This window comes from Streptomyces sp. NPDC101118, from assembly GCF_044759445.1.
Taxonomy (GTDB): Bacteria; Actinomycetota; Actinomycetes; order Streptomycetales; family Streptomycetaceae; genus Streptomyces.
Map to the genome: position 1 here is coordinate 178,659 of NZ_JBIVZG010000005.1, position 21,665 is coordinate 200,323.

Sequence of the window (21,665 nt, forward strand, 5' to 3'; positions counted from 1 at the left end):
GCGGGGCCGGCTCAGACGCCCGCGAGCTCGACCTCGCCCTGGACCCGGCGGAGCTTCTTCATCGGGCCGAGCTCGGACTCGTACACGCGCTTGACGCCGTCGCCGAGGGCGGTCTCGATGGTGCGGATGTCGCGGACCAGGCGGGCGAGGCCGCCGGGCTCGACGGAGGCGGCCTGGTCGGAGCCCCACATCGCGCGGTCGAGGGTGATGTGGCGCTCGACGAAGGTGGCGCCCAGGGCGACGGCAGCGAGGGTGGTCTGCAGGCCGGTCTCGTGGCCGCTGTAGCCGATCGGGACGTTCGGGTACTCGTCCATGAGCGTGTTGATCACGCGCAGGTTGAGCTCCTCGGCCTTGGCCGGGTACGTGGAAGTCGCGTGGCAGAGCAGGATGTTGGCACTGCCGAGCACCTCCACCGCGTGACGGATCTGCCGGGGGGTGGACATGCCGGTGGAGAGGATCACCGTGCGGCCGGTGGCGCGCAGGGCGCCCAGCAGCTCGTCGTCGGTGAGGGAGGCGGAGGCCACCTTGTGGGCGGGGACGTCGAACTTCTCCAGGAAGGCGACGGCCTCGGTGTCCCACGGGGAGGCGAACCAGTCGATGCCGCGCTTGGCACAGTGCTCGTCGATGGCGCGGTACTCGTCCTCGCCGAACTCGACCCTGTGGCGGTAGTCGATGTAGGTCATGCGGCCCCAGGGGGTGTCGCGCTCGATGTCCCACTGGTCGCGCGGGGTGCAGATCTCGGGGGTGCGCTTCTGGAACTTCACGGCGTCGCAGCCGGCCTCGGCCGCGGCGTCGATCAGGGCGAAGGCGTTGTCGAGGTCGCCGTTGTGGTTGATGCCGATCTCGCCGACGACGTAGACGGGCTGCCCCGGACCGGCGGTGCGGGAGCCGAGGGTGCGCAGGCGCGGGGAGGCGGAGGAGGCGGTCATGGCAGGTGACGTCCTTCGTTTCGGTGCGTGGGGTGCTGGGGTGGGGCGGGGGCGGGGGCGGGGTGGGACTCGGAGTGGGCCGGGGTGGGACCCGGGGTGCGGGTCAGGGGTGTGCGGGCTCGGGGTGCGCGGGCTGCGCGACCGGCGAGGCGGTCGCCGCGGCCGGGTCGAGGAGGGGGGCCAGGGCGCGGGCCCGGGCCAGGTCGTGCGGGTCGTCGATCTCCAGGACACGGGCCGGGTCGGTGCGCACGGGCACGATGTGGCCGAAGAACCGGTGCCCGCAGGCCCGGAAGCCGGGTACGGACATGGCGTACGCGGCGCCGGTCTCCAGCAGGTCCTCGGGGCGGTCCTGGCGGCGGGGCCGGTGGGACTCGTCGTGGTTCACGCCGTACCCGGCGCGGCCGGCCGGCACGGCGGACTCGCGCCAGAGGAAGCCGTGGAACGGGGCCACGGCCAGCGCGCTGTCGGCGCCCCCGACGGCCACCGCGGCGGCCACCGCGTCGACGTCGGCGGCGGTCAGGAAGGGGCTGGTCGCCTGGACGAGCAGGACCACGTCCACGGTCCGGCTGTGCAGCGCCTCGTACACGTCGAGGGCGTGCAGCACGGCGGACTCGCTGCTCGCGGTGTCGCCGGCGATGTCCGACGGGCGCGGCACGGCCTCGGCGCCGGCCTCGCGGGCGGCGGCCGCGATGGCCGGGTCGTCCGTGGAGACCACGACGGCGGTGACGTGCCCGGCGGACCGGCAGGCCAGCACCGCGCGGGAGACCAGGGGCAGGCCGCCCACGGGGGCGAGGTTCTTGCCCGGCACGCCCTTGGAGCCGCCCCGGGCGGGGATCACGGCCAGGACGTGCGGGCGGGGTGCGGGGTCGGCGGGGCTCACAGTTCTCCCAGGCGTCGGATGACGGGGGCCACGCGCTGCACCCCGTGCCGGTACGCGCCGCGGGCCGCGTCGCGCAGCCAGGCGCGCACGGCGCGGCGTACGCGGGAGTCCGCGGCGGCGGGCCGGGCGGTGCCGGGCAGCGGGGTGCCGTCGGTGCCGAGGTGGTGGCGGGCGAGGATGCCGGGCAGGTACCCGGGTGCGGTGGCGAGGGTGTAGTACGGGGCGGGCGCGGGCAGTGCGGGCCGCGCGGCCAGTTCGGCGAGCCGCTCCCGCGCGGGGTCGAAGGCGCGCTCGTACGGGCCCTCGGCGACGACGCCCTGGCCGGCCAGCCACGCGGCGTCGGCCACCGGGCGCAGGCCCGCGTCGAGCTGGTCCCAGGAGGCGAGGCAGCCGGAGCCGAGGAAGTGGTGGTTGCCGAGGGCCTCGCGGATGCCGAGGTCGGTGAGGACCGCGGTGGGGACGCCCCGGTGGAGGGCTTCGAGGGCGGCCGTCGAGCTGACGGTGACCAGCAGGTCGGTGCGGTCCAGGACCTCGCCCATGTTCCCGTACACCAGGCGGCAGTTGGCGGGCAGGCCGCCGGGGAGCTTCTCGGCGAGGCGCTGGTAGGGCAGCTCTTCGAGGTGCGTGGTGTGCTCGCCGGGCCTGCTCCGCAGCTTGACCAGCACCTCGCGGCCGGGGTGGCGGCGGGCGTGCTCGGCGGCGCGGCGCAGCAGGTACGTGCGGTCGGCGCGGCTCTCCGGTACGGAGGGCTGCGCGGCGAAGACCACGGTGTGGGCGTGGCCGGTGCGCTGCTCGTACGGGGCGCCGCCGAGGAAGGGCAGCGCGGTCTCCGTGACGGCTGTGGCGTCGGCGCCGACCCCCTCGTACACGGCGCGGAAGCGTCCGGCGTCGTGGTGGGAGTTGGCGAGGACGAGGTCGGCGCCGTGGCGCAGCAGCAGGCCGTCGGCGAGCTTCTCGTACACGACGCCCACGTAGCCGGTGACGAGTACGGGCCGCTTCGCGGGGGTGGGCCAGAGGGCGCGGGCGCCGTGCAGCACCGCCTGGACGGCGCCGCCGACGAGGGCGAGGACCACGACGTCGTACCCGCCGTCCTCGATCTCCGCGAGGAACTCGGCGCAGGTCACCTCGGTCAGCCGGTCGGCCCGGACGCCCACTTCGCCGAGCTGGCGCGCGGTGGGGGTGGCCCGGCCGCGCAGCAGGAATCCGGTGAGGTGGAGGTCGGGGGCGAGGCGTTGCGCGGTGAGTGCGCCCCATTTCCATCGCGTATCGGAATCGGCGAGTACGGCAACCCGCGTCTTCCTGTTGGCAGTTACGCCGCTGGTACTTTCTGGCACGGTGCGAAGCTATGCGGGAATTCCGGTGATCGGCCCAACGAGCGCTCAACAGAGGGTTAACAGCCCGTCGACGAGATGCGAATAGGGCCGTGAATTGCCGGGCGGGCGGGCAGGTTAACCGTCCTGCCATTCTTCGTTCACGCGCCGTCCGTGCACGGTCCATGGTGAATGCCGCACCAAGTCCTAGTGTCACGCGGGTGGTCAAGCTCTCCGTCGTCGTGCCGTTCTACAACGTGCAGACATACGCACCAGACGCCATCAGAAGCCTGCGCGCGAACGCGCGGGAGGACTTCGAGTTCATCCTCGTCGACGACCGCTCCACGGACGGGACGCCCGAGCTGCTGGAACGGGCGGAGCGCGAGCTGCCCGGGGCGGTGTACGTCAGACACGAGGTGAACGGCGGCCTGGCGACCGCCCGGAACACCGGCATCGACGCCGCCCGCGGCGAGTACCTCACCTTCATGGACGGCGACGACTGGCTGGCGCCGGGCCACCTGGGCCGCGTACTGGCCGCGATCGAGGCTCTGAGCTGCGATTTCGTCCGCATCGACCATGTTCAGTGCACGGGTACGGCACGGCTGGTGCAGCGCGTCCCGCACGGGCCGCAGGGCGAGGTGACCTCCCCGCGCGCGGCGATCCTGCCGGCCGACCGGTCGACGTCGGTGGACTACCCGTACGCCTGGGCCGGCATGTACCACCGGCGGCTGGTGGACCGGGGGCTGCTGCACTTCACGGACGGGCTGCGGACCGCGGAGGACCGGCCGTGGATCTGGCGGCTGCACCGGGAGGCGGAGTCCTTCGCGGCGGTCGGCCTGCCGGGGATCTTCTACCGGCGGGGGGTCGCGACCTCGCTGACACAGATCGGCGACGTACGCCAGCTCGATTTCATCCGGGCCTTCGACCAGGTATTGACGGAAACCGCACAGGACCCCGATGCCGCCCTTCTGCTGCCGAAGGCAGTTCGAACGTATTGCGCCATCATTTCCCACCACGTGGGTTCCATCGAAAGGTTCGAACCGGCCGTGGCCAAGAAACTCCGCAGCATGAGCGCGGCCGCCCTGAAACGAATGCCGCAGGACGTTCTCGACGAGGCCCTCGATTCGATGGACGTGCCCCGCGCCGTGCTGCTGCGCCGGCTGCGCCGCCGCCCCGTGGCGGGGGTGGCCGTCTGATGGCCGCGCGCACCACCCAGGTCTTCCTCGCCTCGACCCTGTACGGGGTCGCCACCCTCGCAGCCGCCCTGGACGCGGGCCGCTTCCGGGCCGCCGACCGCCGGGTGCTGCTGGTCAGCAACAACGCGGCCGTGCCCGAGACCACGCCGGGGCCGGCCGCGATGCCGGGCTTCGAGCGGCTGCGGACGCGCTTCGACGACGTACTCGACTGGAACGCGACGATCGAGCCCTTCCACCCGTCCGGCTGGCTGCCCAGGACCGAGGACGCCCCGCTGTGGGAGCGGCAGCTGCGCCGGCTCTGGGACCTCGGCGAGGACCGGGTCGAGCTGGTCGTCGAGTCCATCCAGGTCGCCCCGGCGCAGGCCGTGGTCCAGCTCTTCCCGGGCGCGCCGGTGGAGGTGTACGCCGACGGGCTGATGAGCTACGGGCCCACCCGCAACAAGCTGGACCCGCAGATCGGCGGCCGGGTGCGCCGGCTGCTCCACCTCGACCTGGTGCCGGGCCTCGAACCGCTGCTGCTCACCGAGTTCGGCGTGCCCGCGGAGCTGGTGCCGGCGGAGTCCTTCCTGAAGGTGCTGGCGGAACTCGCCGAGGACGCCGCGGACGCCGACGACTTCGGGATCGGACAGGCGCCGGCCGTGCTGCTCGGCCAGTACCTGTCCGCGCTCGGGCTGCTCACTGCCGAGGAAGAGGAGGAGCTGCACGTCGGGCTGGTCCGCGGCGCCCATGCGCTGGGCCACGGCGAACTGGTCTTCAAGCCCCACCCCAGCGCCCCGGCCCGCTGGTCGCGCCGGGTCGAGGAGGAGGCGGAGCGCCTGGGCGCCCGGCTGACGGTGGTCGACACCCCGGTGCTGGCCGAGGTGCTGTACCAGCGGCTGCGCCCGGCGCTGGTGGCCGGCTGCTTCTCGACGGGGCTGCTGACCGCCTCGACCCTGTACGGGATCCCGGTCGCCAGGACCGGCACGGCACCGCTGCTGGACCGGGTCACCCCGTACCAGAACAGCAACCGGGTGCCGCTGACCATCGTGGACGCGCTGCTGCCGGAGCTGGCCGAGCCGGCCGCCGTGCAGGGCTGGACCCCGCCGGGGCCGGCCGCGGTGGCCGAGCTGTCGTCGCTGGTGACGGCCGTCGGGTACGCGATGCAGGCGCAGATCCTGACCGGCCGGCGGGCCGACGCGGAGCGGTACCTCGCCACGCGCCTGGACGACCGGACCTGGCGGTACTTCAAGCGTCGGCGGCTGACCGCGCTGGGACTGCCGGGCGCGGTCCCGGCGCAGCTGGCGTTCATCCCGCGCAGCCCGGCCGTGCGGCGCGTGGTGCGCCGGGTGCGGCACCTGCGACGGGCGGCGCTGGGGTGACGGCCCCGGCTCGGGCGACGGCCCCCGCCGCACCCGCGGCGATACCGGACCGGCGGCCCGTACCCGCGCGGGGCGGCCGGCTGCGGGCCCTGGACGGGCTGCGGCTGCTGGCCGCCCTGATGGTGGCCGGGTACCACTACGCCGGCCGGGGCGGCGAGGTCACCGGGTCCTGGGGCGCCTCGCCGCGGGAGCTGTTCCCGACGGCCTCGCCCTGGCTGGCGTACGGCTGCCTCGGCGTCCAGATCTTCTTCGTGATCAGCGGCTTCGTGATCTGCATGAGCGCCTGGGAGCGGCCGCTGCGGTCGTTCCTGGCCTCCCGGGTGGCCCGGCTCTACCCCGCGTACTGGGCGGCGGTCGTGCTGGTGACGGCCGTCTTCGCGCTGCCCTGGCTGCCGTACGAGCGGCTGGGGCTCAGCGACGTGCTGGTGAACCTGACGATGCTCCAGCAGCCGGTGGGCGCGGAGCGGGTGCTGGGCGTGTGCTGGACGCTCTGGGCGGAGCTGCGCTTCTACGCGCTCTTCGCGCTGTGCGTGGTGCTGCCGGGCGGGGGGCGCCGCCGGACGCTGCTGTTCTGCGGGGTGTGGACCCTGGCCGCGGCCCTTGCGGACGCGGCCGGCCAGCCGTTCCTGACGCAGGCCCTGATGCCGGAGTACGCGCCCTTCTTCGTCGGCGGCATCGGGCTGTACCTGGTGCACCGCGACCGGCGGGACGTCCTGGCCTGGGGCGTGGCGGCGAGCGGCTGGCTGATCGGCCAGCACTACGCGGTGGCGGGCCTGTGGCACGCGCCGGACCCGCGGTTCTTCTCGTACCGCAGCGCGGCGGTGATCGTCGCGGTGGTGACGGCCGGCTTCGTGGCCGTGGCCCTGATCGCGCTGGGGCGCCTCGGCTGGGCGGACTGGCGGTGGCTGACGGTCGCGGGCGCCCTGACGTACCCGTTCTACCTGGTCCACGAGCACCTGGGCTGGGTGGCGATCCGCGTCCTGCGCCGCCACCTGGACCTCCCGCCGGCCCTGGTCCTCTGGACCACGGTCACCGGCATGCTGGCCGTGGCCTGGCTCCTCCACCGCTGGGTGGAACGCCCGCTGACCCCGCGCCTGCGCAAGGCGCTGGGCTAACCGTCGCCGCCGTCCAGCACCCGCGCGACGGATAGTTCGAACTGGATGCCGACGCTCGCCGGCGGGCCGAAGGACTGGCCGCGTCGATAGACGGACCGGGTGCGGTAGTCGCCGACCACCGGGTCGGTGAGCACCTGGACCTCGTCATGCCTGCGGTCCACCACCACATAGACAGGGATCCCGGACCTGGTCAGCTGGTGCGGGCCGTCGGGCACGGGCGAGACGATGATGGTCCCGTTGAGCAGCTCCACTCGAAGCCCCGGCAGCTCGTCCCAGAGACTACGGGCGGCGTTCGCCACCGACTTTGCATGCAGTGTTCCGGCCACAGCGGGCTCCTTCCCGAGGACAGAGAACACGGCTGGCCGGGGGCGTAGGAGCGGTCCCGTGACGGATCACCCGCACGGGTCAGATCCGCGGCACACGCGCCGAGGGAGGCGTCAGCCGGTGGCCAGCTTGGCCGCGAAGCCCAGGAACAGGACGCCCACGGCGGATGTGGCGCCGGCGGAGAGGCGCTTGCGGCGACGGAAGGCGGCGGCCAGGCGGGTGCCCCCGAATATCAGCACCGAGAGGTAGAGCACGCTGGCCGCCTGCGTCAGGACGCCGAGCAGCAGGAAGGACAGCGCGGGGTAGGCGTAGTCCGGGTCCACGAACTGCACGAAGAAGGACAGCAGGAAGAGGATGGCCTTGGGGTTGAGCAGGCTGATCAGCAGCGCGCGCCGGTACGGGCGCTCGGAGTCGGCCGGCGGCTCGCCGGTCATGATCTCCTCCTGCCGGGCCTTCCGCTCCCGCCACATCGCCCAGGCCCCGCGCATCATGCCGACGGCCAGCCACGCCAGGTAGCCCGCGCCCAGGTACTTCACGACGCCGAACAGCACCGGGTTGGCCTGGAGCAGCGAGGCCGCACCGGCCGCGGCCAGCACCATCAGCACGGTGTCGCCGGTCCACACACCGGCGGCCGCCTTGAAGCCCGTCCGCACGCCGCGGCGGGCGGCCACGGACAGCACGTACAGCGAGTTGGGCCCCGGCAGCAGAATGATCAGCACCAGGCCGGCGAGATAGGTCGGAAGATCGGTCACACCCAGCATTCCGCGAGTGTCGCACGCGGGTACGACACCTCCGGAGACATTTCCATACCGTGAGACGCACCTGTACAGCCGCAGGCCGGAGCCGTGCGTCAGGGCGCCGGCACCGCCCCGCGCCGACGCCTCAGAAGGCGTCCGCCGGGACGTACGTGCCCCACACCTCCCGCAGCGCCCCGCACACCTCCCCGACCGTGGCCCGGGCCCGCAGCGCCTCCCGCATCGGGTAGAGCACGTTGTCCGTGCCGGCCGCCGTCCGCCGCAGCTCCGCCAGCGCCGCCGCGACCGCACCGCCGTCCCGCCCCGCGCGCAGCCGGGCCAGCCGCTCGGCCTGCCGGGCCTCGATGGCCGGGTCGACGCGCAGCGGCTCGTACGGCTCCTCCTCGTCCAGCGCGAAGCGGTTCACCCCCACCACCACCCGCTCGGCGCGGTCGGTCTCCTGGGCGATCCGGTACGCGCTGCGCTCGATCTCGCCCTTCTGGAAGCCGCGCTCGATGGCGGCGACCGCGCCGCCCATCTCCTCGACCCGCTCCATCAGGGCGAGGGCCGCCGCCTCCACCTCGTCCGTCAGCCGCTCGACCACGTAGGACCCGGCGAAGGGGTCGACGGTGGCGGTCACGTCCGTCTCGTACGCCAGCACCTGCTGGGTGCGCAGCGCCAGCCGCGCCGCCTTGTCCGTCGGCAGGGCGATGGCCTCGTCGAAGGAGTTCGTGTGCAGGGACTGGGTGCCGCCGAGCACCGCCGCGAGCCCCTGGACCGCCACCCTGACCAGGTTCACCTCCGGCTGCTGGGCCGTCAGCTGGACCCCGGCCGTCTGGGTGTGGAAGCGCAGCATCTGCGACTTGGGGTCGCGCGCGCCGAACTCCTCGCGCATCAGCCGGGCCCAGATCCGCCGGGCCGCCCGGAACTTGGCCACCTCCTCCAGGAGGGTGGTCCTGGCCACGAAGAAGAAGGACAGGCGCGGGGCGAAGTCGTCGACGTCCATGCCGGCCGCGAGGGCGGTGCGCACGTACTCCACCCCGTCCGCCAGCGTGAAGGCGATCTCCTGCGCGGGCGTGGCCCCGGCCTCCGCCATGTGGTAGCCGGAGATGGAGATGGTGTTCCACTTCGGCATCTCGGCCCGGCAGTACCGGAAGACGTCCGCGGTCAGCCGCAGGGACGGCTTGGGCGGGAAGATGTACGTCCCGCGCGCGATGTACTCCTTCAGCACGTCGTTCTGGACGGTGCCGGTCAGCCGGTCGGCGGGCACCCCCTGCTCCTCCGCCACCAGCTGGTAGAGCAGCAGGAGCACGGCGGCGGGCGCGTTGATGGTCATCGAGGTGGAGACCCGGTCGAGCGGGATGCCGTCGAAGAGCACCGCCATGTCCTCGACGGAGTCGACGGCCACGCCCACCTTGCCGACCTCTCCGTGTGCGATGGGCGCGTCGGAGTCGTGGCCCATCTGGGTGGGCAGGTCGAAGGCGACGGACAGTCCGTGCGTGCCCGCCTCGATCAGCCGGCGGTACCGGGCGTTGGACTCGGCGGCCGTGCCGAACCCCGCGTACTGGCGCATGGTCCAGGGCCGTCCGGTGTACATCGTCGGGTAGACCCCGCGGGTGAACGGGTAGGCGCCCGGCTCCCCGAGGCGTTCCGCCGGGTCCCAGTCCCGCAGCGCCTCCGGCCCGTACACCGGCTCGATGGGGATGCCCGACTCCGACTGCCGCGCCATTGTTATCGCTCCTCCGTAGAGCTCATGAGCCGCGTACTGGTACAACCTGTCCCGCTACGGCGCCGTTCGCAACCACGCGCGCCCGGGAAGCATCCCTACGTACAAACACGCAGAAATCGGGGGGCAACACATGCACCGCCAGAGAGTCATGGGAAGAGCGCTCGTCGCGGCGATGGCCGTCGCGGTCGCGGCCGGATGCGGGCCGCAGAAGGCGGAGGGCGCCGGCACGACGAAGCCGAGCGCCGGCCGCAGCGGGACGGCCGCCCCGAGCACGAGCCCTTCCCAGGACGACAAGCCGGGGCCCTCCGCGTCCGCGGCCCCGTCGGAGTCCGCGTCGCCGTCGGCCTCGTCCTCCCCGGCACCGAAGGCCCTGATGGCCGAGGGCACGGAGAACGAGCAGGTCCGCGAGCTCCAGGCGCGGCTGAAGCAGCTGGACTACTTCAAGCGCTCCCCCACCGGCTTCTACGGGTCCATCACCAGCACCGCGGTGCGCGGCTTCCAGGAGAAGCGCACGCTCCCGGCCACCGGCAACGTCGACCAGGCCACCTGGGACAAGCTGGTCGCGATGACGCGCAGGCCGACCGAGAACGAGCTGCGCCCGCCGACCACCAACGAGCTGGACACGCCGGACCCGCGTTGCATGTCGGGCCGCGTCATGTGCATCAGCAAGGAGAGCCGGACCCTCGCCTGGATGATCGACGGCAAGGTCCAGATGGCCTTCGACGTGCGCTTCGGCTCCGAGAACACGCCCACCCGCGAGGGCCAGTTCAGCGTGGAGTGGAAGGCGCGGGAGTGGACGTCGACGCTGTACCACACGCCGATGCCGTACGCGATGTTCTTCAGCCGGGGCCAGGCCGTGCACTACTCGGCCGACTTCGCGGCCCGCGGCTACGCGGGAGCCTCGCACGGCTGTGTGAACGTGCGGGACAAGGCGAAGCTGTCGTCACTCTTCGACCAGGTGAAGGTCGGCGACAAGGTGGTCGTCTACTGGTGACGGAGAAGGTCTGAAGGATTGGTGGCGCGGACGGGGCCGGGGGAACGTGCCCCGCCCGCGCCGGGTGCGCGGAGCCCAGGGGTACGGGGGGAACCCCGGCTCACGCGCCGCCGATGACCAGTCGGCTCGTTATGTACTGCGCCGGGGGCTCGAAAAGTGTTACAGCCCCTCGTCACCGGCTCGCGAAAGCCGGCGCGGAGGATGCCGTGGCGCTCGGTTCCGGGGTCGGCTGCCCGGTGTTCTCCGCCGTGGCGCCCGCGGTCCCGGCGCCTTCGCGCACGGTGGTCTTGGTGAGCTTCGTGGAGAAGCCGAGGGTGGTGGAGCCGCCCTTGCCGCCGCCGGTCCCGCCCGTGCCGCCGCCCGTGCCGCCGCCCGTGCCGCCACCGGTCTCGCCGGTGCCGCCGCCGGGGCGCTCGCGGTCGTCCTGGCCGTCACGGTCGCCCGTGCCGCCGGTGCCGCCGGTGCCGAGCAGCTTCGCGCAGTAGCTCTCCAGCCGGGTGCCGCGGGCGGCCTTCTCCAGAGCGAGCCGGCCTTCGCGGTCGAGCCGCCCCGCCTGCAGGTCCTTGCAGCCGGCACGGAGCTTGGTGCTGGACTCCTGGGTGGAGCCCGCGCTCGTGCCGCCGGCGTCCTTGGCCTTGGGGTCCCGGGTGCTCGGGGTGCCGGCCGTCGCGCCGGGTCCCGTGGTGGCGCCGCCTGCGGACGGGGTGCCCGAGGGGTCCGCGCCGGGGGTGTCGGGGAGCAGGCGCGGGGTGACCGGTTCGCCCGTACCGCCGATGGTGTCCGCGGTGGGTCCGGTCAGCTCCGGCGAGGGCTCCAGGGAGACGGAGACCGAAGGCTCGGGGCCGGCGATCACCGGCATGTCGGGCAGCAGACCGGTGGTCGCGGCCGCGGCGACGCCGCCGATCGTCAGTCCGGCGACGGCGGCGGCCAGTCCGAAGCGCAGCGAGCGGCGCGCGGAGCGGGACCGGGGGCGCCGGTCGCCTGCGGGGCGGCCGGTCAGCGGGGCGAGTTCGACCGGCTCCACGGGGGTCCCCACGGCGCGTACGCCCTGGTGGCCGGCCGTGCCCTGGGCGCGCGCGGCCCGGAATGCGGCCACGGCGGCGGCCTCCCCGGGCAGCTCCGTGCCGGGGCGGGCGGGCGGTACGAGCGAGGCGAGGGCGTCGGCCAGACGGGCCGCTTCGGCTCGGCCGTGCGCGTCGCCCGCGGGCAGGACGGGTTCGCCGCGCAGCAGCTGTTCCGCCGCGGCCCCGTCGAGCCAGTCGTAGCGATCGTCGGCCATCACATGTCCTTCTGCGTCCGCCAACGGGAATGCGTCACACCGGTCCGCCCCCCGTCACCGCGGCCGGGGCCGCGCTGCGCCGGTACGGCGTCCAGGTCCCCGGCATTATCGCCGAACTCGGTGCCCATCAGTTCGGCGAGCTTCTTCAGCCCGCGGTGGGCGGCGGTGCGCACGGCTCCGGGGCGCTTCCCGAGGGTCTCGGCGGCGCTCTTCGCGTCGAGTCCGACCACCACGCGGAGGACGACGGCCTCGGCCTGGTCCTGGGGCAGCCTGGCTATCAGGGCCATGGTGTTGCCGGTGGCGAGCGCCTCCATGGCCTCGCCCGCGGTGTCGCAGTCGGCGGCCCGGCCGGTCAGCTCGGTCTCGTCGCCGCCCACCGCGGGGCGTCTGCCGCGCATGCGTATGTGGTCGAGGGCCCGGTTGCGCGCGATGCGCGCGGCCCAGCCCCGGAACCGGTCGGCGTCGCCGCTGAACGTGGCGAGGTCGCGGGCGATCTGGAGCCACGCCTCCGACGTGACGTCCTCGGCCTCCGCATCGCCGACGAGCGTGCGTACGTACCCGAGCAGGCGCGGGTGCACCGTGCGGTACACAGTCCGGAACGCGCTCTCGTCGCCGTCCTGTGCCGCGAGCACCGCGGCGGTCAGCTCCGCGTCGTCCCCCAGCAAGTCCCCAACCCGTTCACTGTCCTGTTACGTCCTGCGCAAATCAGCACGTTACGGCTTTCAAGTACCTCTCGTCCACGTCTTGTACAACCAGCAACCATCTGTGCGCGAAGCGAGGTGTGACACAAAACGCAGTCCGGACGCTGACAGGTATACGGGCTTGTCGCACGAGCCCGTAACGGACGGCGGCCGGGGCCTCTCCTGTGGGGGGTGGCGGCCTCGGTCGCCTTCCGGACCCTCTCACGTCCCGCCGGGACCACCGTACGGACCCGGCCATGATCGCGGCCACCCGGGCACCAGGTTCCCCCGCTCCAGCGGACCTCCGGACTCTTCCGAGTGAAATCCCCGGATCGGGCGCATGACCTCCGCGGGCCCTCGATAGCGTTGCGGCACACCCCCGTCCCGCCCCGAGGAGCCCCCCGCTGTCCAGTCCGATTCCGGCACAGGTCCGCGGCGCCCCGGGGCTCGCCTGGTTCAACACCGCCTCCGTCGCGGCCGCCGAGGCCGCGCTGCTGGAGTGCTGCGGCAGCCGCCGCTGGGCGCACCGGGTGGCGGAGCACCGCCCCTACCCGGACCTGGAGGCGCTGCTGGCCGCCGCCGACGAGGCCGGGTACGACCTCTCGCAGGCCGATCTCGCGGAGGCGCTGGCCGACGAGGCCTCGGCCGACCTGCACCACGGCGCCCCGCCCGCGGCGCACCTGGCGCTGCGGGCGGCGCACGCGGCGTACGAGGCGACCTTCGGGTACGCCTTCGTCATCTGCCTGGACGGGATCCCCGCGGCGGAGCACCCGGCCCAGGTGCTGGCCGGGATCAGGGCGCGGCTCGGCCACGAGAAGGACGAGGAGCGGTCGGTCGCGGCGGACGAACTGCGGCGGCTGGCACGCGGCCGGCTGAGGGCGACGCTCGGCGCGGACCTGACTTTCTGCGGACCTGACACACCGGCACGCTGACCTGACGGACTCACAGGGCGGAATCCTGGGCAGCTTGCCCCGGAAGTGCCCGTTATGCGCTGGTCGGATGGTCCGTCCGGGGCGCTTTGCCTGCCGGTTTGATCACACCGTCGGACCCCGGGCGAGGGAACCGACAACTCGTCGCTACGATGTCGGGGGCCGGTGGACCGTACCCGGCCGGGCCCGACCGACAAAGAAGCCGGCGGCCCTCGCCTCGCTTCCGGAGGGTTTTCCGTGCCGGCTGGAACGTTGTACCGCGGCCGGGAAGGCATGTGGTCGTGGGTGGCTCACCGAGTCACCGGCGTCCTCATCTTCTTCTTCCTGTTCGTACACGTCCTCGACACCGCTCTCGTCCGCGTCTCCCCCGAGGCGTACGACGATGTCGTGGCTACCTACAAGACCCCGATTGTCGCGCTGCTGGAGTACGGCCTCGTCGCCGCCATCCTCTTCCACGCGCTCAACGGACTCCGTGTCATCGCCGTGGACTTCTGGTCCAAGGGCCCCCGCTACCAGAAGCAGATGCTCTGGACCGTCGTGGGCGTCTGGGTCGTGCTGATGGCCTGCGCCATCGCCCCGGTCCTCGGCCACGCAGCTGCTGAACTGTTCGGGAAGTGACGCTGATGTCTGCTGACACCTCTTCTTCCGCGCTCGGTGACGTCGAGGCCGTGGGCCTGTACGACGCCGAGAACCCGGCCCCGTACATCGAGGCCCCGCGCAAGCGCACGTCCAAGACGCCCCGCGCCACCCGCGGCAACTTCGAGATGGCCGCGTGGCTCTTCATGCGCCTCTCGGGCATCGTCCTGGTCGTCCTGGTCATCGGCCACCTGCTGATCCAGCTGGTGCTCGACGGCGGCGTCTCGAAGATCGGCTTCGCGTTCGTCGCGGGCCGCTGGGCCTCGCCGTTCTGGCAGGTCTGGGACCTGCTGATGCTGTGGCTGGCGATGCTGCACGGCGCGAACGGCCTGCGTACCGTCATCAACGACTACGCGGAGCGCGCCAACACGCGGCTGTGGCTGAAGGGCCTGCTCTACACCGCCACGGTGTTCACCATCCTTCTGGGCACGCTGGTGATCTTCACCTTCGACCCGAACATCCGCTAGGCAACGGGGCTGAGGCGAAAAATCTCATGAAGATCCACAAGTACGACACCGTCATCGTCGGCGCCGGCGGCGCCGGCATGCGCGCCGCCATCGAGGCCACCAAGCGCAGCCGCACCGCCGTGCTGACGAAGCTCTACCCCACCCGCTCCCACACGGGCGCCGCGCAGGGCGGCATGGCCGCCGCGCTGGCGAACGTGGAGGAGGACAACTGGGAGTGGCACACCTTCGACACGGTCAAGGGCGGTGACTACCTGGTCGACCAGGACGCCGCCGAGATCCTGGCGAAGGAGGCCATCGACGCGGTCCTCGACCTGGAGAAGATGGGCCTGCCGTTCAACCGCACCCCGGACGGCATGATCGACCAGCGCCGCTTCGGCGGTCACTCGCGTGCCCACGGCGAGGCGCCGGTCCGCCGGTCCTGCTACGCCGCGGACCGCACCGGCCACATGATCCTCCAGACGCTGTACCAGAACTGCGTCAAGGAGGGCGTGGAGTTCTTCAACGAGTTCTACGTCCTGGACCAGCTGATCACCGAGGTCGACGGCGTCAAGCACTCGGCCGGCGTGGTCGCGTACGAGCTGGCCACCGGCGAGATCCACGTCTTCCAGGCGAAGGCCGTCATCTACGCCTCCGGCGGCAACGGCAAGTTCTTCAAGGTGACCTCCAACGCGCACACCCTCACCGGTGACGGCCAGGCGGCCTGCTACCGGCGCGGCCTGCCGCTGGAGGACATGGAGTTCTTCCAGTTCCACCCGACGGGCATCTGGCGCATGGGCATCCTGCTGACGGAGGGCGCCCGTGGTGAGGGCGGCATCCTCCGCAACAAGGACGGCGAGCGCTTCATGGAGAAGTACGCGCCGGTCATGAAGGACCTCGCGTCCCGTGACGTCGTCTCGCGCTCCATCTACACGGAGATCCGCGAGGGCCGCGGCTGCGGTCCCGAGGGCGACCACGTGTACCTGGACCTGACGCACCTGCCGCCGGAGCAGCTGGACGCCAAGCTCCCGGACATCACCGAGTTCGCGCGTACGTACCTCGGCATCGAGCCGTACACGGACCCGATCCCGATCCAGCCCACCGCGCACTACGCCATGGGCGGCCTCCCGACCAACGTCCAGGGTGAGGTCCTCTCGGACAACACCACGGTCGTCCCGGGCCTGTACGCCGCCGGCGAGGTGGCCTGCGTGTCGGTGCACGGCGCCAACCGCCTGGGCACCAACTCGCTGCTGGACATCAACGTGTTCGGCAAGCGCTCCGGCATCGCCGCGGCCGAGTACGCCGCCGAGAACGACTACGTGGAGCTGCCGGAGAACCCGGCCCGGCTCGTGGTCGACCTCGTCGAGAAGCTGCGCTCCTCCACGGGCCACGAGCGGGTCGCCGACCTGCGCAACGAGCTCCAGGAGACGATGGACGCGAACGTGTCCGTGTTCCGCACCGAGCAGACCATCAAGACCGCGGTCGAGAAGGTCGCCGAGCTGCGCGAGCGGTACAAGAACGTCTCGATCCAGGACAAGGGCAAGCGGTTCAACACGGACCTGCTGGAGGCCATCGAGCTGGGCAACCTGCTCGACCTGGCCGAGGTCATGGCCGTGTCCGCCCTGGCCCGCAAGGAGTCCCGCGGTGGTCACTACCGCGAGGACTACCCGAACCGCGACGACGTCAACTTCATGCGCCACACCATGGCGTACCGCGAGGTCGGCGACGACGGCACGGACTCGGTCCGCCTCGACTACAAGCCGGTCGTCACCACCCGCTACCAGCCGATGGAGCGTAAGTACTGATGGCTACCCCGACCCTGGACAAGGTTGAGGCGGAGTCCGCCGCCTCCCCGTACATCACGGTCACCTTCCGGATCCGCCGCTACAACCCCGAGGTCTCGGCCGAGGCGGAGTGGCAGGACTTCCAGATCGAGATCGACCCGAAGGAGCGGGTGCTCGACGGCCTCCACAAGATCAAGTGGGAGCTCGACGGCACGCTGACCTTCCGCCGCTCGTGCGCGCACGGCATCTGCGGCTCCGACGCGATGCGGATCAACGGCAAGAACAGGCTCGCCTGCAAGACGCTGATCAAGGACATCAACCCGGAGAAGCCGATCACGGTCGAGGCCATCAAGGGCCTGACGGTGATGAAGGACCTCGTGGTCGACATGGAGCCCTTCTTCCAGGCCTACCGCGACGTCATGCCGTTCCTGGTCACCAAGGGCAACGAGCCGACGCGCGAGCGCCTGCAGTCCGCCGAGGACCGCGAGCGCTTCGACGACACCACCAAGTGCATCCTGTGCGCCGCGTGCACGTCCTCGTGCCCGGTGTTCTGGAACGACGGCCAGTACTTCGGCCCGGCGGCGATCGTCAACGCGCACCGCTTCATCTTCGACTCGCGTGACGAGGCGGGTGAGCAGCGCCTGGAGATCCTGAACGACAAGGACGGCGTGTGGCGCTGCCGCACGACCTTCAACTGCACCGACGCGTGCCCGCGCGGCATCGAGATCACCAAGGCGATCCAGGAAGTCAAGCGCGCGCTGATCACGCGCCGCTTCTGACCCTCCCGGTCCCGCTCGCACGAGGGCCCCGCACCCGGCTTCAGGCCGGGCGCGGGGCCCTCGCCCGTCCGGGTGAGCGGGCGAGATCCGGCCTCTGAGCCCCTCACCGCCCTACGATGATGCTCACGCCAGGGGTCTGACCAAGCTCATGCGCCCCTTCCTGAACGCGGGCCTGGACGACGGCGAGTCCGAGGTGGTCCAGGCCATCGGCCTCTGGCTGCCCGCCGGGCCGTCGGACTACGCCATCCCCGACCTGTGCATCGTCGATGCGGACTTCGAGGAACACCTCGTCGAGAACAACTGCTACGCCCCTCCGGTCTTCCGGCTCGTCCTCGAAGTGACGTCCAGCAACCACGAGAACGACCTGCGCGGCAAGGTCCGTGCCTACGGCAACGCCAAGGTCCCCGTCTACGTGATCGTCGACCGCAGGCACAACCGCCTGCACGTGCTGACCGATCCGGTCGCCGACGGGTACGACACCCACCGCGTGCACGCCCCCGGCGAGCTGGTCACGCTGCCGGAGTCGATCGGCGCCAAGGTCACCCTCGACGTCGCGGAGATCCTGCGGGCCGCTTCCCCGCGCACCGCCTAGGGGCCGCCGACGCACCGCGAGAGGCCCCGCCCCCGGATCGCCGGGGGAGGAGCCTCTCGCTCCACTGCGCGAAGGTCAGGCCGCCGGCTTCGGCGGGACCGTGAAGGTGTAGAGGTGCATGGTGTTGGCGTACCCGCACGTGTTGCCCGAGGTGATGTAGCGGCCCGCCTCGATGGCGTCGCCGGCGCCCTCGCCCGCCCCGCCGGCGACCTTGATCCGCATCTTGACGTCCTTGACGGCGCCCGCCTTCACGGACACCGGGACGGCCTGGAAGGCGAGGTGGCTGATGGTCAGCGGCTGCCAGCGGCGGGCCGTCCTGTCCCACCACTGCACCACGGTCTTCCGCTGCTCGCGGACCGGGCTGTACTGCGTGACGCCGGCGTCCACCTGCACGCCGACCGCCTTCAGCGTGCCGGTGGAGGTGTTCTTCACCCGGAAGGTGAACGGGGTCCAGGTGCCGGCGGGCACCTCCTCGGGCAGGCCCACCAGCTCGGTGGTCATCCGGGTCTTCGGGTAGGCGTCGTGCGCGGTGCAGGCCGCGAAGGGGTCGGCGGGCGGCTCGGGCGCGGCGGCGGCGCCGGCCGCACCGGGCGCACCGAGGAGCAGGGCGGGCACGGCAAGGCCCACCATGGCACGGCGAAGGTTCATGGTTCCCCCCATGGGTGTCGATCGGTCGGCCCGCGCGTGGTCGGCGCGCGGGGCGTGTTGATCATATGCATCCCGATTCCGCCCCTTCTGCGACACCCCTTGCTGAACATGTTCAACTCCGGGCTTGAACGTGTTCAAAGACAGGGCTACAGTCCTTCTTGCAAGCACTTTGAACACGTTCAAGAGGGGGGTGGGGTCATGGACCTCACTGTGGTCGCCTACATCGCCTACCTGCTCATCAGCGTCGGCCTCACCATCTGGGTGGCACGCACGCTCAGCCGCAACGGCCGGATCTTCATCGCCGACGTGCTCCAGGGCAACGAGAAGCTCGCGGACGCCGTGAACCACCTGCTGGTGGTCGGCTTCTACCTGGTCAACCTCGGCTTCGTCAGCCTCTACCTCAAGGCCGCGGAGGACATCCCCGACGCGGCCCGCCTCTTCGAGGCGCTCTCGGCCAAGCTCGGCGTCGTCCTGCTCGTCCTCGGCGTGATGCACCTCGGCAACGTCTGGGTGCTCAACAAGATGCGCCGCCGCGGGATCATGGAGCGGGACAACACCCCGCCGGTGCAGCCCCAGGGCTGGACCGCTCCGGCCGGGGCCTGAGCCGTGACCACGGCCCGGCCGAGGCCCGTACGGAGCCTGACGGTCCTCTACGACGCCCAGTGCCCGCTCTGCGTGCACCTGCGCAACTGGCTGCTCGGGCAGCGCCGCCTGGTCCCGCTGGCCCTGGTGCCGGCCGCCTCCTTCGAGGCCCGGCGCCGCTTCCCGCAGCTCGACCACGAGGCGACGCTCCGCGAGATCACGGTGGTCAGCGACCAGGGAGCCGTCTACACCGGCGCCCACGCCTTCATCATGTGCCTGTGGGCCCTGGCCGAGCACCGGCCCCGGGCCCGCTGGCTGGCCACCCCGGCCGGCATGCCCTTCGCCCGCGCCACGATGCTCGCCGCGGCCAAGGTGCGGGAAAGCACGACGCGCTGTGATGATCGGTGCGCGGTACCCGGATAGGCTCGGACACCGTGACTGAAGCAAAGCCCGCCAAGAGCGAGCAGACCCGCACGCTCATCCTGGAGACCGCGCTCCGGCTCTTCCAGGAGCGCGGTTACGACAAGACGACCATGCGGGCCATCGCCAAGGAGGCCGGGGTCTCCGTCGGCAACGCGTACTACTACTTCGAGTCCAAGGAGCACCTGGTCCAGGGGTTCTACGACCGGATCGGCGCCGAGCACCAGGCGGCGGTCCGGCCGATCCTGGAGCGGGAGACGGACCTGCAGACCCGCCTCACCGGGGTGCTGACCTCCTGGCTCGACATCGCGGCGCCGTACCACGAGTTCGCGGCCCAGTTCTTCAAGAACGCCGCGGACCCGGAGAGCCCGCTCAGCCCCTTCTCCCCGGAGTCGGAGCCCGCCCGCAAGCAGGCGATCGACATGCACCGGGAGGTGCTGGCGGGCGCGAAGACCAAGGTGCCCGAGGAACTGGCCGACGTACTGCCCGAGCTGATGTGGCTCTCGCAGATGGGCCTGGTCCTCTACTGGGTCTTCGACCGCTCCGAGAACAGCGAGCGGACCCGCAGGCTCGCCCAGCGCGGCGCCCAGCTCACCACCCGCGGCATCGTGCTGGCCCGCTTCCGGGTGCTGCGGCCGCTGGTGCGGGAAGTGCACGAGCTCTTCACGGACTTCCTCCCGGGGATGGCGCAGGCCGCCACCGCCCGGAAGGGGTCCGCGAAGGACTGAGGGCCGGTCAGAGCCAGTTCAGGTCCCACAGGCGCCACACGCCGGTGCCGTCGGAGAGGTTCTGGGCACCGGTCACCGCGTCGCGGCTGATCACGTAGTCCTTCTTCTGCCAGATCGGCATCATGGGGACCTTCTGCGCGATCAGCCGCTGCAGCTCGCGGAAGTCGTTCGCGGCCATGCCGCGGTCGCTGTAGGACTGCGTGCGGGTGATCAGCTGCTGGACGGCGGGGTCCGAGAAGCCGTTGTTCATGCTGGAGTCGGCGCCGACGAGCGGGGAGATGAAGTTGTCCGGGTCCGGGAAGTCCGCGATCCAGCCGATGGTGTAGGCGTCGAAGCCGCCCGCCGCGTACTTCTTCTGGAAGGCCGTCCAGTCGGGCTGTACGTCGACGGTGACCTTGAACAGCCCGGTGTCCTCCAGCTGCTGCTTGATCTCGTCGGCCTCGGCCACGTTGGCGCCGCGCTTGTTGATGCCGAGCGTGAACGAGACCGGCGTCTCCACGCCCGCCTCCCTCAGCAGGGCCTTGGCGGTGGCCGTGCTGGGCTGCGGGTAGGTGTCGTAGAACGGCGTGGTGTGGCCGCCGATGCCCTTCGGGATCAGCGAGTACAGCGGCTGGACGGTGCCCTCGAAGGTCAGGCCGGCCAGCTTGTTGCGGTCGATGACGGCCGCGACGGCCTGCCGCACCTCGCGGTCCTCGAACGCGGACTTCTTGCGGACGTTGAACACCATCGAGCGGATCTCGGAGCCGCCGGACTCGTGGTAACGCGTGTCCTTCATGCCCGGGTTGAGGCCGGCCAGCACCTTGGGCGGCAGCTCGCGGTGGGCCACGTCGACTTCCCGCTCCTCCCACGCGCCGTTGAGCTCGTCGGAGTCCTCGTAGTACTTGATGGTGACCGGGACGGGCGGCTGCTTGGCGTCGCCCTTGTAGGACTCGTTGGGCGTCAGCTCGATCTGGCCCTTGGTCGAGGCCTTGAGCACGTACGGGCCCGAGCCGTCGACGGCGCCACCGGTGCGCAGCGACTTCGCGGGGTACTTCTCCCTGTCCACGATCGAACCGGCACCGGTCGCGATCTTGAACGGGAAGGTGGCGTCCCGGGCGCTGAGGCTGAAGGTGATCGTACGGTCCTGCGCCGTGACCGACTTCAGCGTGTTGAGCAGCGGCAGCGGACCCTGGTCCGAGGCGATCGCCTTGATGCGGTCGAAGGAGAACTTCACGTCCTCCGCCGTCACCTCGCGGCCGTTGGAGAAGGTGAGGCCGGGGCGGAGCTCGCACTGGTAGGTGGTGAGCTTCGTGCCGATGAACTTGCACGAGCTGGCCGCGTCCGGGACCGGCTGGTCCGCGCCGCCCTTGATGGTCAGCAGCGACTGGTACACGTTGCTGTACAGCGCCCACGAGCCGGCGTCATAGGCGCCGGCCGGGTCGAGATTGGACACGACGTCGGTCGTACCGACGTTGATGGCGTCCTTTTTGTTCCCGTCGGAGGGCAGGAGTTGCCAAGCCCCCACGCCCGCGACCAACAACACAGATCCGGCCGCGAGGGCCCCAATAGCCACACGTCGCATGACGCGAAATCCTCCATGCCCCACCGAGCCGGCGG

At 71.7% G+C, this 21,665-nt stretch carries 22 protein-coding genes and 1 pseudogene; 13 read left to right on the forward strand and 10 right to left on the reverse strand.

Annotated features, from left to right (window positions below):
- Positions 1 to 11: 11 nt before the first annotated feature.
- The 3 genes and pseudogenes from ACIQUQ_RS11930 to ACIQUQ_RS11940 form a co-directional block, all read right to left on the reverse strand.
- Positions 12 to 929, reverse strand: a complete 918-nt coding sequence (locus tag ACIQUQ_RS11930) for an N-acetylneuraminate synthase family protein (RefSeq protein WP_403974220.1) — start codon at positions 927 to 929, stop codon at positions 12 to 14.
- A gap of 136 nt (positions 930 to 1,065) precedes the next feature.
- Positions 1,066 to 1,809: pseudogene (locus ACIQUQ_RS11935) on the reverse strand (cytidylyltransferase domain-containing protein); the annotation flags it as partial.
- Positions 1,806 to 3,143, reverse strand: a complete 1,338-nt coding sequence (locus ACIQUQ_RS11940; protein ID WP_403974223.1) for a DUF6716 putative glycosyltransferase — start codon at positions 3,141 to 3,143, stop codon at positions 1,806 to 1,808. The gene ACIQUQ_RS11940 and the pseudogene ACIQUQ_RS11935, both read right to left, overlap by 4 nt.
- Before the next feature lie 197 nt (positions 3,144 to 3,340).
- On the opposite strand from ACIQUQ_RS11940, the gene ACIQUQ_RS11945 reads away from it, so the two are divergent.
- Genes ACIQUQ_RS11945 through ACIQUQ_RS11955 form a run of 3 tightly spaced genes read left to right on the forward strand, consistent with a single transcriptional unit; the run spans position 3,341 to position 6,788 of the window.
- The gene (locus ACIQUQ_RS11945) at positions 3,341 to 4,315 is read left to right on the forward strand and encodes a glycosyltransferase family 2 protein (protein WP_403974226.1); all 975 of its coding nucleotides are present in this window, start codon (positions 3,341 to 3,343) and stop codon (positions 4,313 to 4,315) included.
- The gene (locus ACIQUQ_RS11950; RefSeq protein WP_403974229.1) at positions 4,315 to 5,673 is read left to right on the forward strand and encodes a polysialyltransferase family glycosyltransferase; all 1,359 of its coding nucleotides are present in this window, start codon (positions 4,315 to 4,317) and stop codon (positions 5,671 to 5,673) included. The genes ACIQUQ_RS11945 and ACIQUQ_RS11950 overlap by 1 nt, the downstream gene beginning before the upstream one ends.
- Positions 5,670 to 6,788 (forward strand): acyltransferase family protein, encoded by a 1,119-nt coding sequence (locus ACIQUQ_RS11955; RefSeq protein WP_403974232.1) that lies wholly within the window; start codon positions 5,670 to 5,672, stop codon positions 6,786 to 6,788. The genes ACIQUQ_RS11950 and ACIQUQ_RS11955 overlap by 4 nt, the downstream gene beginning before the upstream one ends.
- On the opposite strand, the gene ACIQUQ_RS11960 is transcribed toward ACIQUQ_RS11955, so the two are convergent.
- The 3 genes from ACIQUQ_RS11960 to ACIQUQ_RS11970 form a co-directional block, all read right to left on the reverse strand.
- Positions 6,785 to 7,114 carry a hypothetical protein gene (locus ACIQUQ_RS11960; protein ID WP_403974234.1) on the reverse strand — a complete coding sequence of 110 codons (330 nt, stop codon included), beginning with the start codon at positions 7,112 to 7,114 and terminating at the stop codon, positions 6,785 to 6,787. The two genes, ACIQUQ_RS11955 and ACIQUQ_RS11960, sit on opposite strands and share 4 nt — an antisense overlap.
- 111 nt (positions 7,115 to 7,225) lie before the next feature.
- Positions 7,226 to 7,873 (reverse strand): leucine efflux protein LeuE, encoded by a 648-nt coding sequence (leuE, locus tag ACIQUQ_RS11965; protein ID WP_403974236.1) that lies wholly within the window; start codon positions 7,871 to 7,873, stop codon positions 7,226 to 7,228.
- A 121-nt stretch (positions 7,874 to 7,994) separates the two neighbouring features.
- Positions 7,995 to 9,575: a methylmalonyl-CoA mutase gene (locus ACIQUQ_RS11970; protein ID WP_403974238.1), complete on the reverse strand. Its 1,581-nt coding sequence runs from the start codon at positions 9,573 to 9,575 to the stop codon at positions 7,995 to 7,997.
- A 148-nt stretch (positions 9,576 to 9,723) separates the two neighbouring features.
- Between ACIQUQ_RS11970 and ACIQUQ_RS11975 the strand changes: the two genes are divergently transcribed.
- Positions 9,724 to 10,569: a peptidoglycan-binding protein gene (locus tag ACIQUQ_RS11975; protein ID WP_403974240.1), complete on the forward strand. Its 846-nt coding sequence runs from the start codon at positions 9,724 to 9,726 to the stop codon at positions 10,567 to 10,569.
- A gap of 172 nt (positions 10,570 to 10,741) precedes the next feature.
- On the opposite strand, the gene ACIQUQ_RS11980 is transcribed toward ACIQUQ_RS11975, so the two are convergent.
- Both ACIQUQ_RS11980 and ACIQUQ_RS11985 read right to left on the reverse strand, forming a co-directional pair.
- Positions 10,742 to 11,848: a hypothetical protein gene (locus ACIQUQ_RS11980; protein WP_403974243.1), complete on the reverse strand. Its 1,107-nt coding sequence runs from the start codon at positions 11,846 to 11,848 to the stop codon at positions 10,742 to 10,744.
- On the reverse strand, positions 11,848 to 12,513 hold the full coding sequence (locus ACIQUQ_RS11985) for an RNA polymerase sigma factor (RefSeq protein WP_399946336.1): 666 nt from the start codon (positions 12,511 to 12,513) through the stop codon (positions 11,848 to 11,850). Before ACIQUQ_RS11985 ends, ACIQUQ_RS11980 begins: the two co-directional genes overlap by 1 nt.
- 419 nt (positions 12,514 to 12,932) lie before the next feature.
- On the opposite strand from ACIQUQ_RS11985, the gene ACIQUQ_RS11990 reads away from it, so the two are divergent.
- The 6 genes from ACIQUQ_RS11990 (at position 12,933) to ACIQUQ_RS12015 (ending at position 17,691) form a co-directional block, all read left to right on the forward strand.
- Entirely contained in the window at positions 12,933 to 13,460 is a 528-nt protein-coding gene (locus ACIQUQ_RS11990; RefSeq protein ID WP_403974528.1) for a 2-oxo-4-hydroxy-4-carboxy-5-ureidoimidazoline decarboxylase, read from the forward strand.
- Positions 13,461 to 13,694: 234 nt separating this feature from the next.
- On the forward strand, positions 13,695 to 14,075 hold the full coding sequence (sdhC, locus tag ACIQUQ_RS11995) for a succinate dehydrogenase, cytochrome b556 subunit (RefSeq protein ID WP_403974246.1): 381 nt from the start codon (positions 13,695 to 13,697) through the stop codon (positions 14,073 to 14,075).
- A gap of 5 nt (positions 14,076 to 14,080) precedes the next feature.
- Positions 14,081 to 14,560 carry a succinate dehydrogenase hydrophobic membrane anchor subunit gene (locus ACIQUQ_RS12000; RefSeq protein WP_399946334.1) on the forward strand — a complete coding sequence of 160 codons (480 nt, stop codon included), beginning with the start codon at positions 14,081 to 14,083 and terminating at the stop codon, positions 14,558 to 14,560.
- A gap of 26 nt (positions 14,561 to 14,586) precedes the next feature.
- Positions 14,587 to 16,341 carry a succinate dehydrogenase flavoprotein subunit gene (sdhA, locus tag ACIQUQ_RS12005; RefSeq protein WP_403974249.1) on the forward strand — a complete coding sequence of 585 codons (1,755 nt, stop codon included), beginning with the start codon at positions 14,587 to 14,589 and terminating at the stop codon, positions 16,339 to 16,341.
- Entirely contained in the window at positions 16,341 to 17,099 is a 759-nt protein-coding gene (locus ACIQUQ_RS12010) for a succinate dehydrogenase iron-sulfur subunit (RefSeq protein ID WP_399946329.1), read from the forward strand. The genes sdhA and ACIQUQ_RS12010 overlap by 1 nt, the downstream gene beginning before the upstream one ends.
- An 85-nt stretch (positions 17,100 to 17,184) precedes the next feature.
- The gene (locus tag ACIQUQ_RS12015) at positions 17,185 to 17,691 is read left to right on the forward strand and encodes a Uma2 family endonuclease (RefSeq protein ID WP_403974531.1); all 507 of its coding nucleotides are present in this window, start codon (positions 17,185 to 17,187) and stop codon (positions 17,689 to 17,691) included.
- Between the two features lie 75 nt (positions 17,692 to 17,766).
- Here ACIQUQ_RS12015 and ACIQUQ_RS12020 read toward each other — a convergent pair whose 3' ends face one another.
- On the reverse strand, positions 17,767 to 18,339 hold the full coding sequence (locus ACIQUQ_RS12020; protein ID WP_403974251.1) for a hypothetical protein: 573 nt from the start codon (positions 18,337 to 18,339) through the stop codon (positions 17,767 to 17,769).
- 198 nt (positions 18,340 to 18,537) lie between these two features.
- On the opposite strand from ACIQUQ_RS12020, the gene ACIQUQ_RS12025 reads away from it, so the two are divergent.
- The 3 genes from ACIQUQ_RS12025 to ACIQUQ_RS12035 are packed head-to-tail and all read left to right on the forward strand — an operon-like array spanning position 18,538 to position 20,069.
- The gene (locus ACIQUQ_RS12025; protein ID WP_403974253.1) at positions 18,538 to 18,942 is read left to right on the forward strand and encodes a hypothetical protein; all 405 of its coding nucleotides are present in this window, start codon (positions 18,538 to 18,540) and stop codon (positions 18,940 to 18,942) included.
- A gap of 3 nt (positions 18,943 to 18,945) precedes the next feature.
- On the forward strand, positions 18,946 to 19,344 hold the full coding sequence (locus ACIQUQ_RS12030) for a thiol-disulfide oxidoreductase DCC family protein (RefSeq protein ID WP_403974256.1): 399 nt from the start codon (positions 18,946 to 18,948) through the stop codon (positions 19,342 to 19,344).
- Between the two features lie 11 nt (positions 19,345 to 19,355).
- The gene (locus tag ACIQUQ_RS12035; RefSeq protein WP_403974258.1) at positions 19,356 to 20,069 is read left to right on the forward strand and encodes a TetR family transcriptional regulator; all 714 of its coding nucleotides are present in this window, start codon (positions 19,356 to 19,358) and stop codon (positions 20,067 to 20,069) included.
- 7 nt (positions 20,070 to 20,076) lie between these two features.
- Here the strand turns inward: ACIQUQ_RS12035 and ACIQUQ_RS12040 are convergent, their stop codons facing one another.
- Entirely contained in the window at positions 20,077 to 21,630 is a 1,554-nt protein-coding gene (locus ACIQUQ_RS12040) for an ABC transporter substrate-binding protein (RefSeq protein WP_403974261.1), read from the reverse strand.
- Between the last annotated feature and the right edge of the window lie 35 nt (positions 21,631 to 21,665).

What these genes read in the sequence shown, in the direction of transcription:
- ACIQUQ_RS11930 (WP_403974220.1), bottom strand. Translation starts at nt 929, where the DNA reads ATGACCGCCTCCTCCGCCTCCCCGCGCCTGCGCACCCTCGGCTCCCGC.
- ACIQUQ_RS11950 (WP_403974229.1), top strand. Translation starts at nt 4,315, where the DNA reads ATGGCCGCGCGCACCACCCAGGTCTTCCTCGCCTCGACCCTGTACGGG.
- leuE (WP_403974236.1), bottom strand. Translation starts at nt 7,873, where the DNA reads ATGCTGGGTGTGACCGATCTTCCGACCTATCTCGCCGGCCTGGTGCTG.
- ACIQUQ_RS11970 (WP_403974238.1), bottom strand. Translation starts at nt 9,575, where the DNA reads ATGGCGCGGCAGTCGGAGTCGGGCATCCCCATCGAGCCGGTGTACGGG.
- ACIQUQ_RS11975 (WP_403974240.1), top strand. Translation starts at nt 9,724, where the DNA reads ATGGGAAGAGCGCTCGTCGCGGCGATGGCCGTCGCGGTCGCGGCCGGA.
- ACIQUQ_RS11980 (WP_403974243.1), bottom strand. Translation starts at nt 11,848, where the DNA reads ATGGCCGACGATCGCTACGACTGGCTCGACGGGGCCGCGGCGGAACAG.
- ACIQUQ_RS12000 (WP_399946334.1), top strand. Translation starts at nt 14,081, where the DNA reads ATGTCTGCTGACACCTCTTCTTCCGCGCTCGGTGACGTCGAGGCCGTG.
- sdhA (WP_403974249.1), top strand. Translation starts at nt 14,587, where the DNA reads ATGAAGATCCACAAGTACGACACCGTCATCGTCGGCGCCGGCGGCGCC.
- ACIQUQ_RS12010 (WP_399946329.1), top strand. Translation starts at nt 16,341, where the DNA reads ATGGCTACCCCGACCCTGGACAAGGTTGAGGCGGAGTCCGCCGCCTCC.
- ACIQUQ_RS12020 (WP_403974251.1), bottom strand. Translation starts at nt 18,339, where the DNA reads ATGAACCTTCGCCGTGCCATGGTGGGCCTTGCCGTGCCCGCCCTGCTC.
- ACIQUQ_RS12025 (WP_403974253.1), top strand. Translation starts at nt 18,538, where the DNA reads ATGGACCTCACTGTGGTCGCCTACATCGCCTACCTGCTCATCAGCGTC.
- ACIQUQ_RS12040 (WP_403974261.1), bottom strand. Translation starts at nt 21,630, where the DNA reads ATGCGACGTGTGGCTATTGGGGCCCTCGCGGCCGGATCTGTGTTGTTG.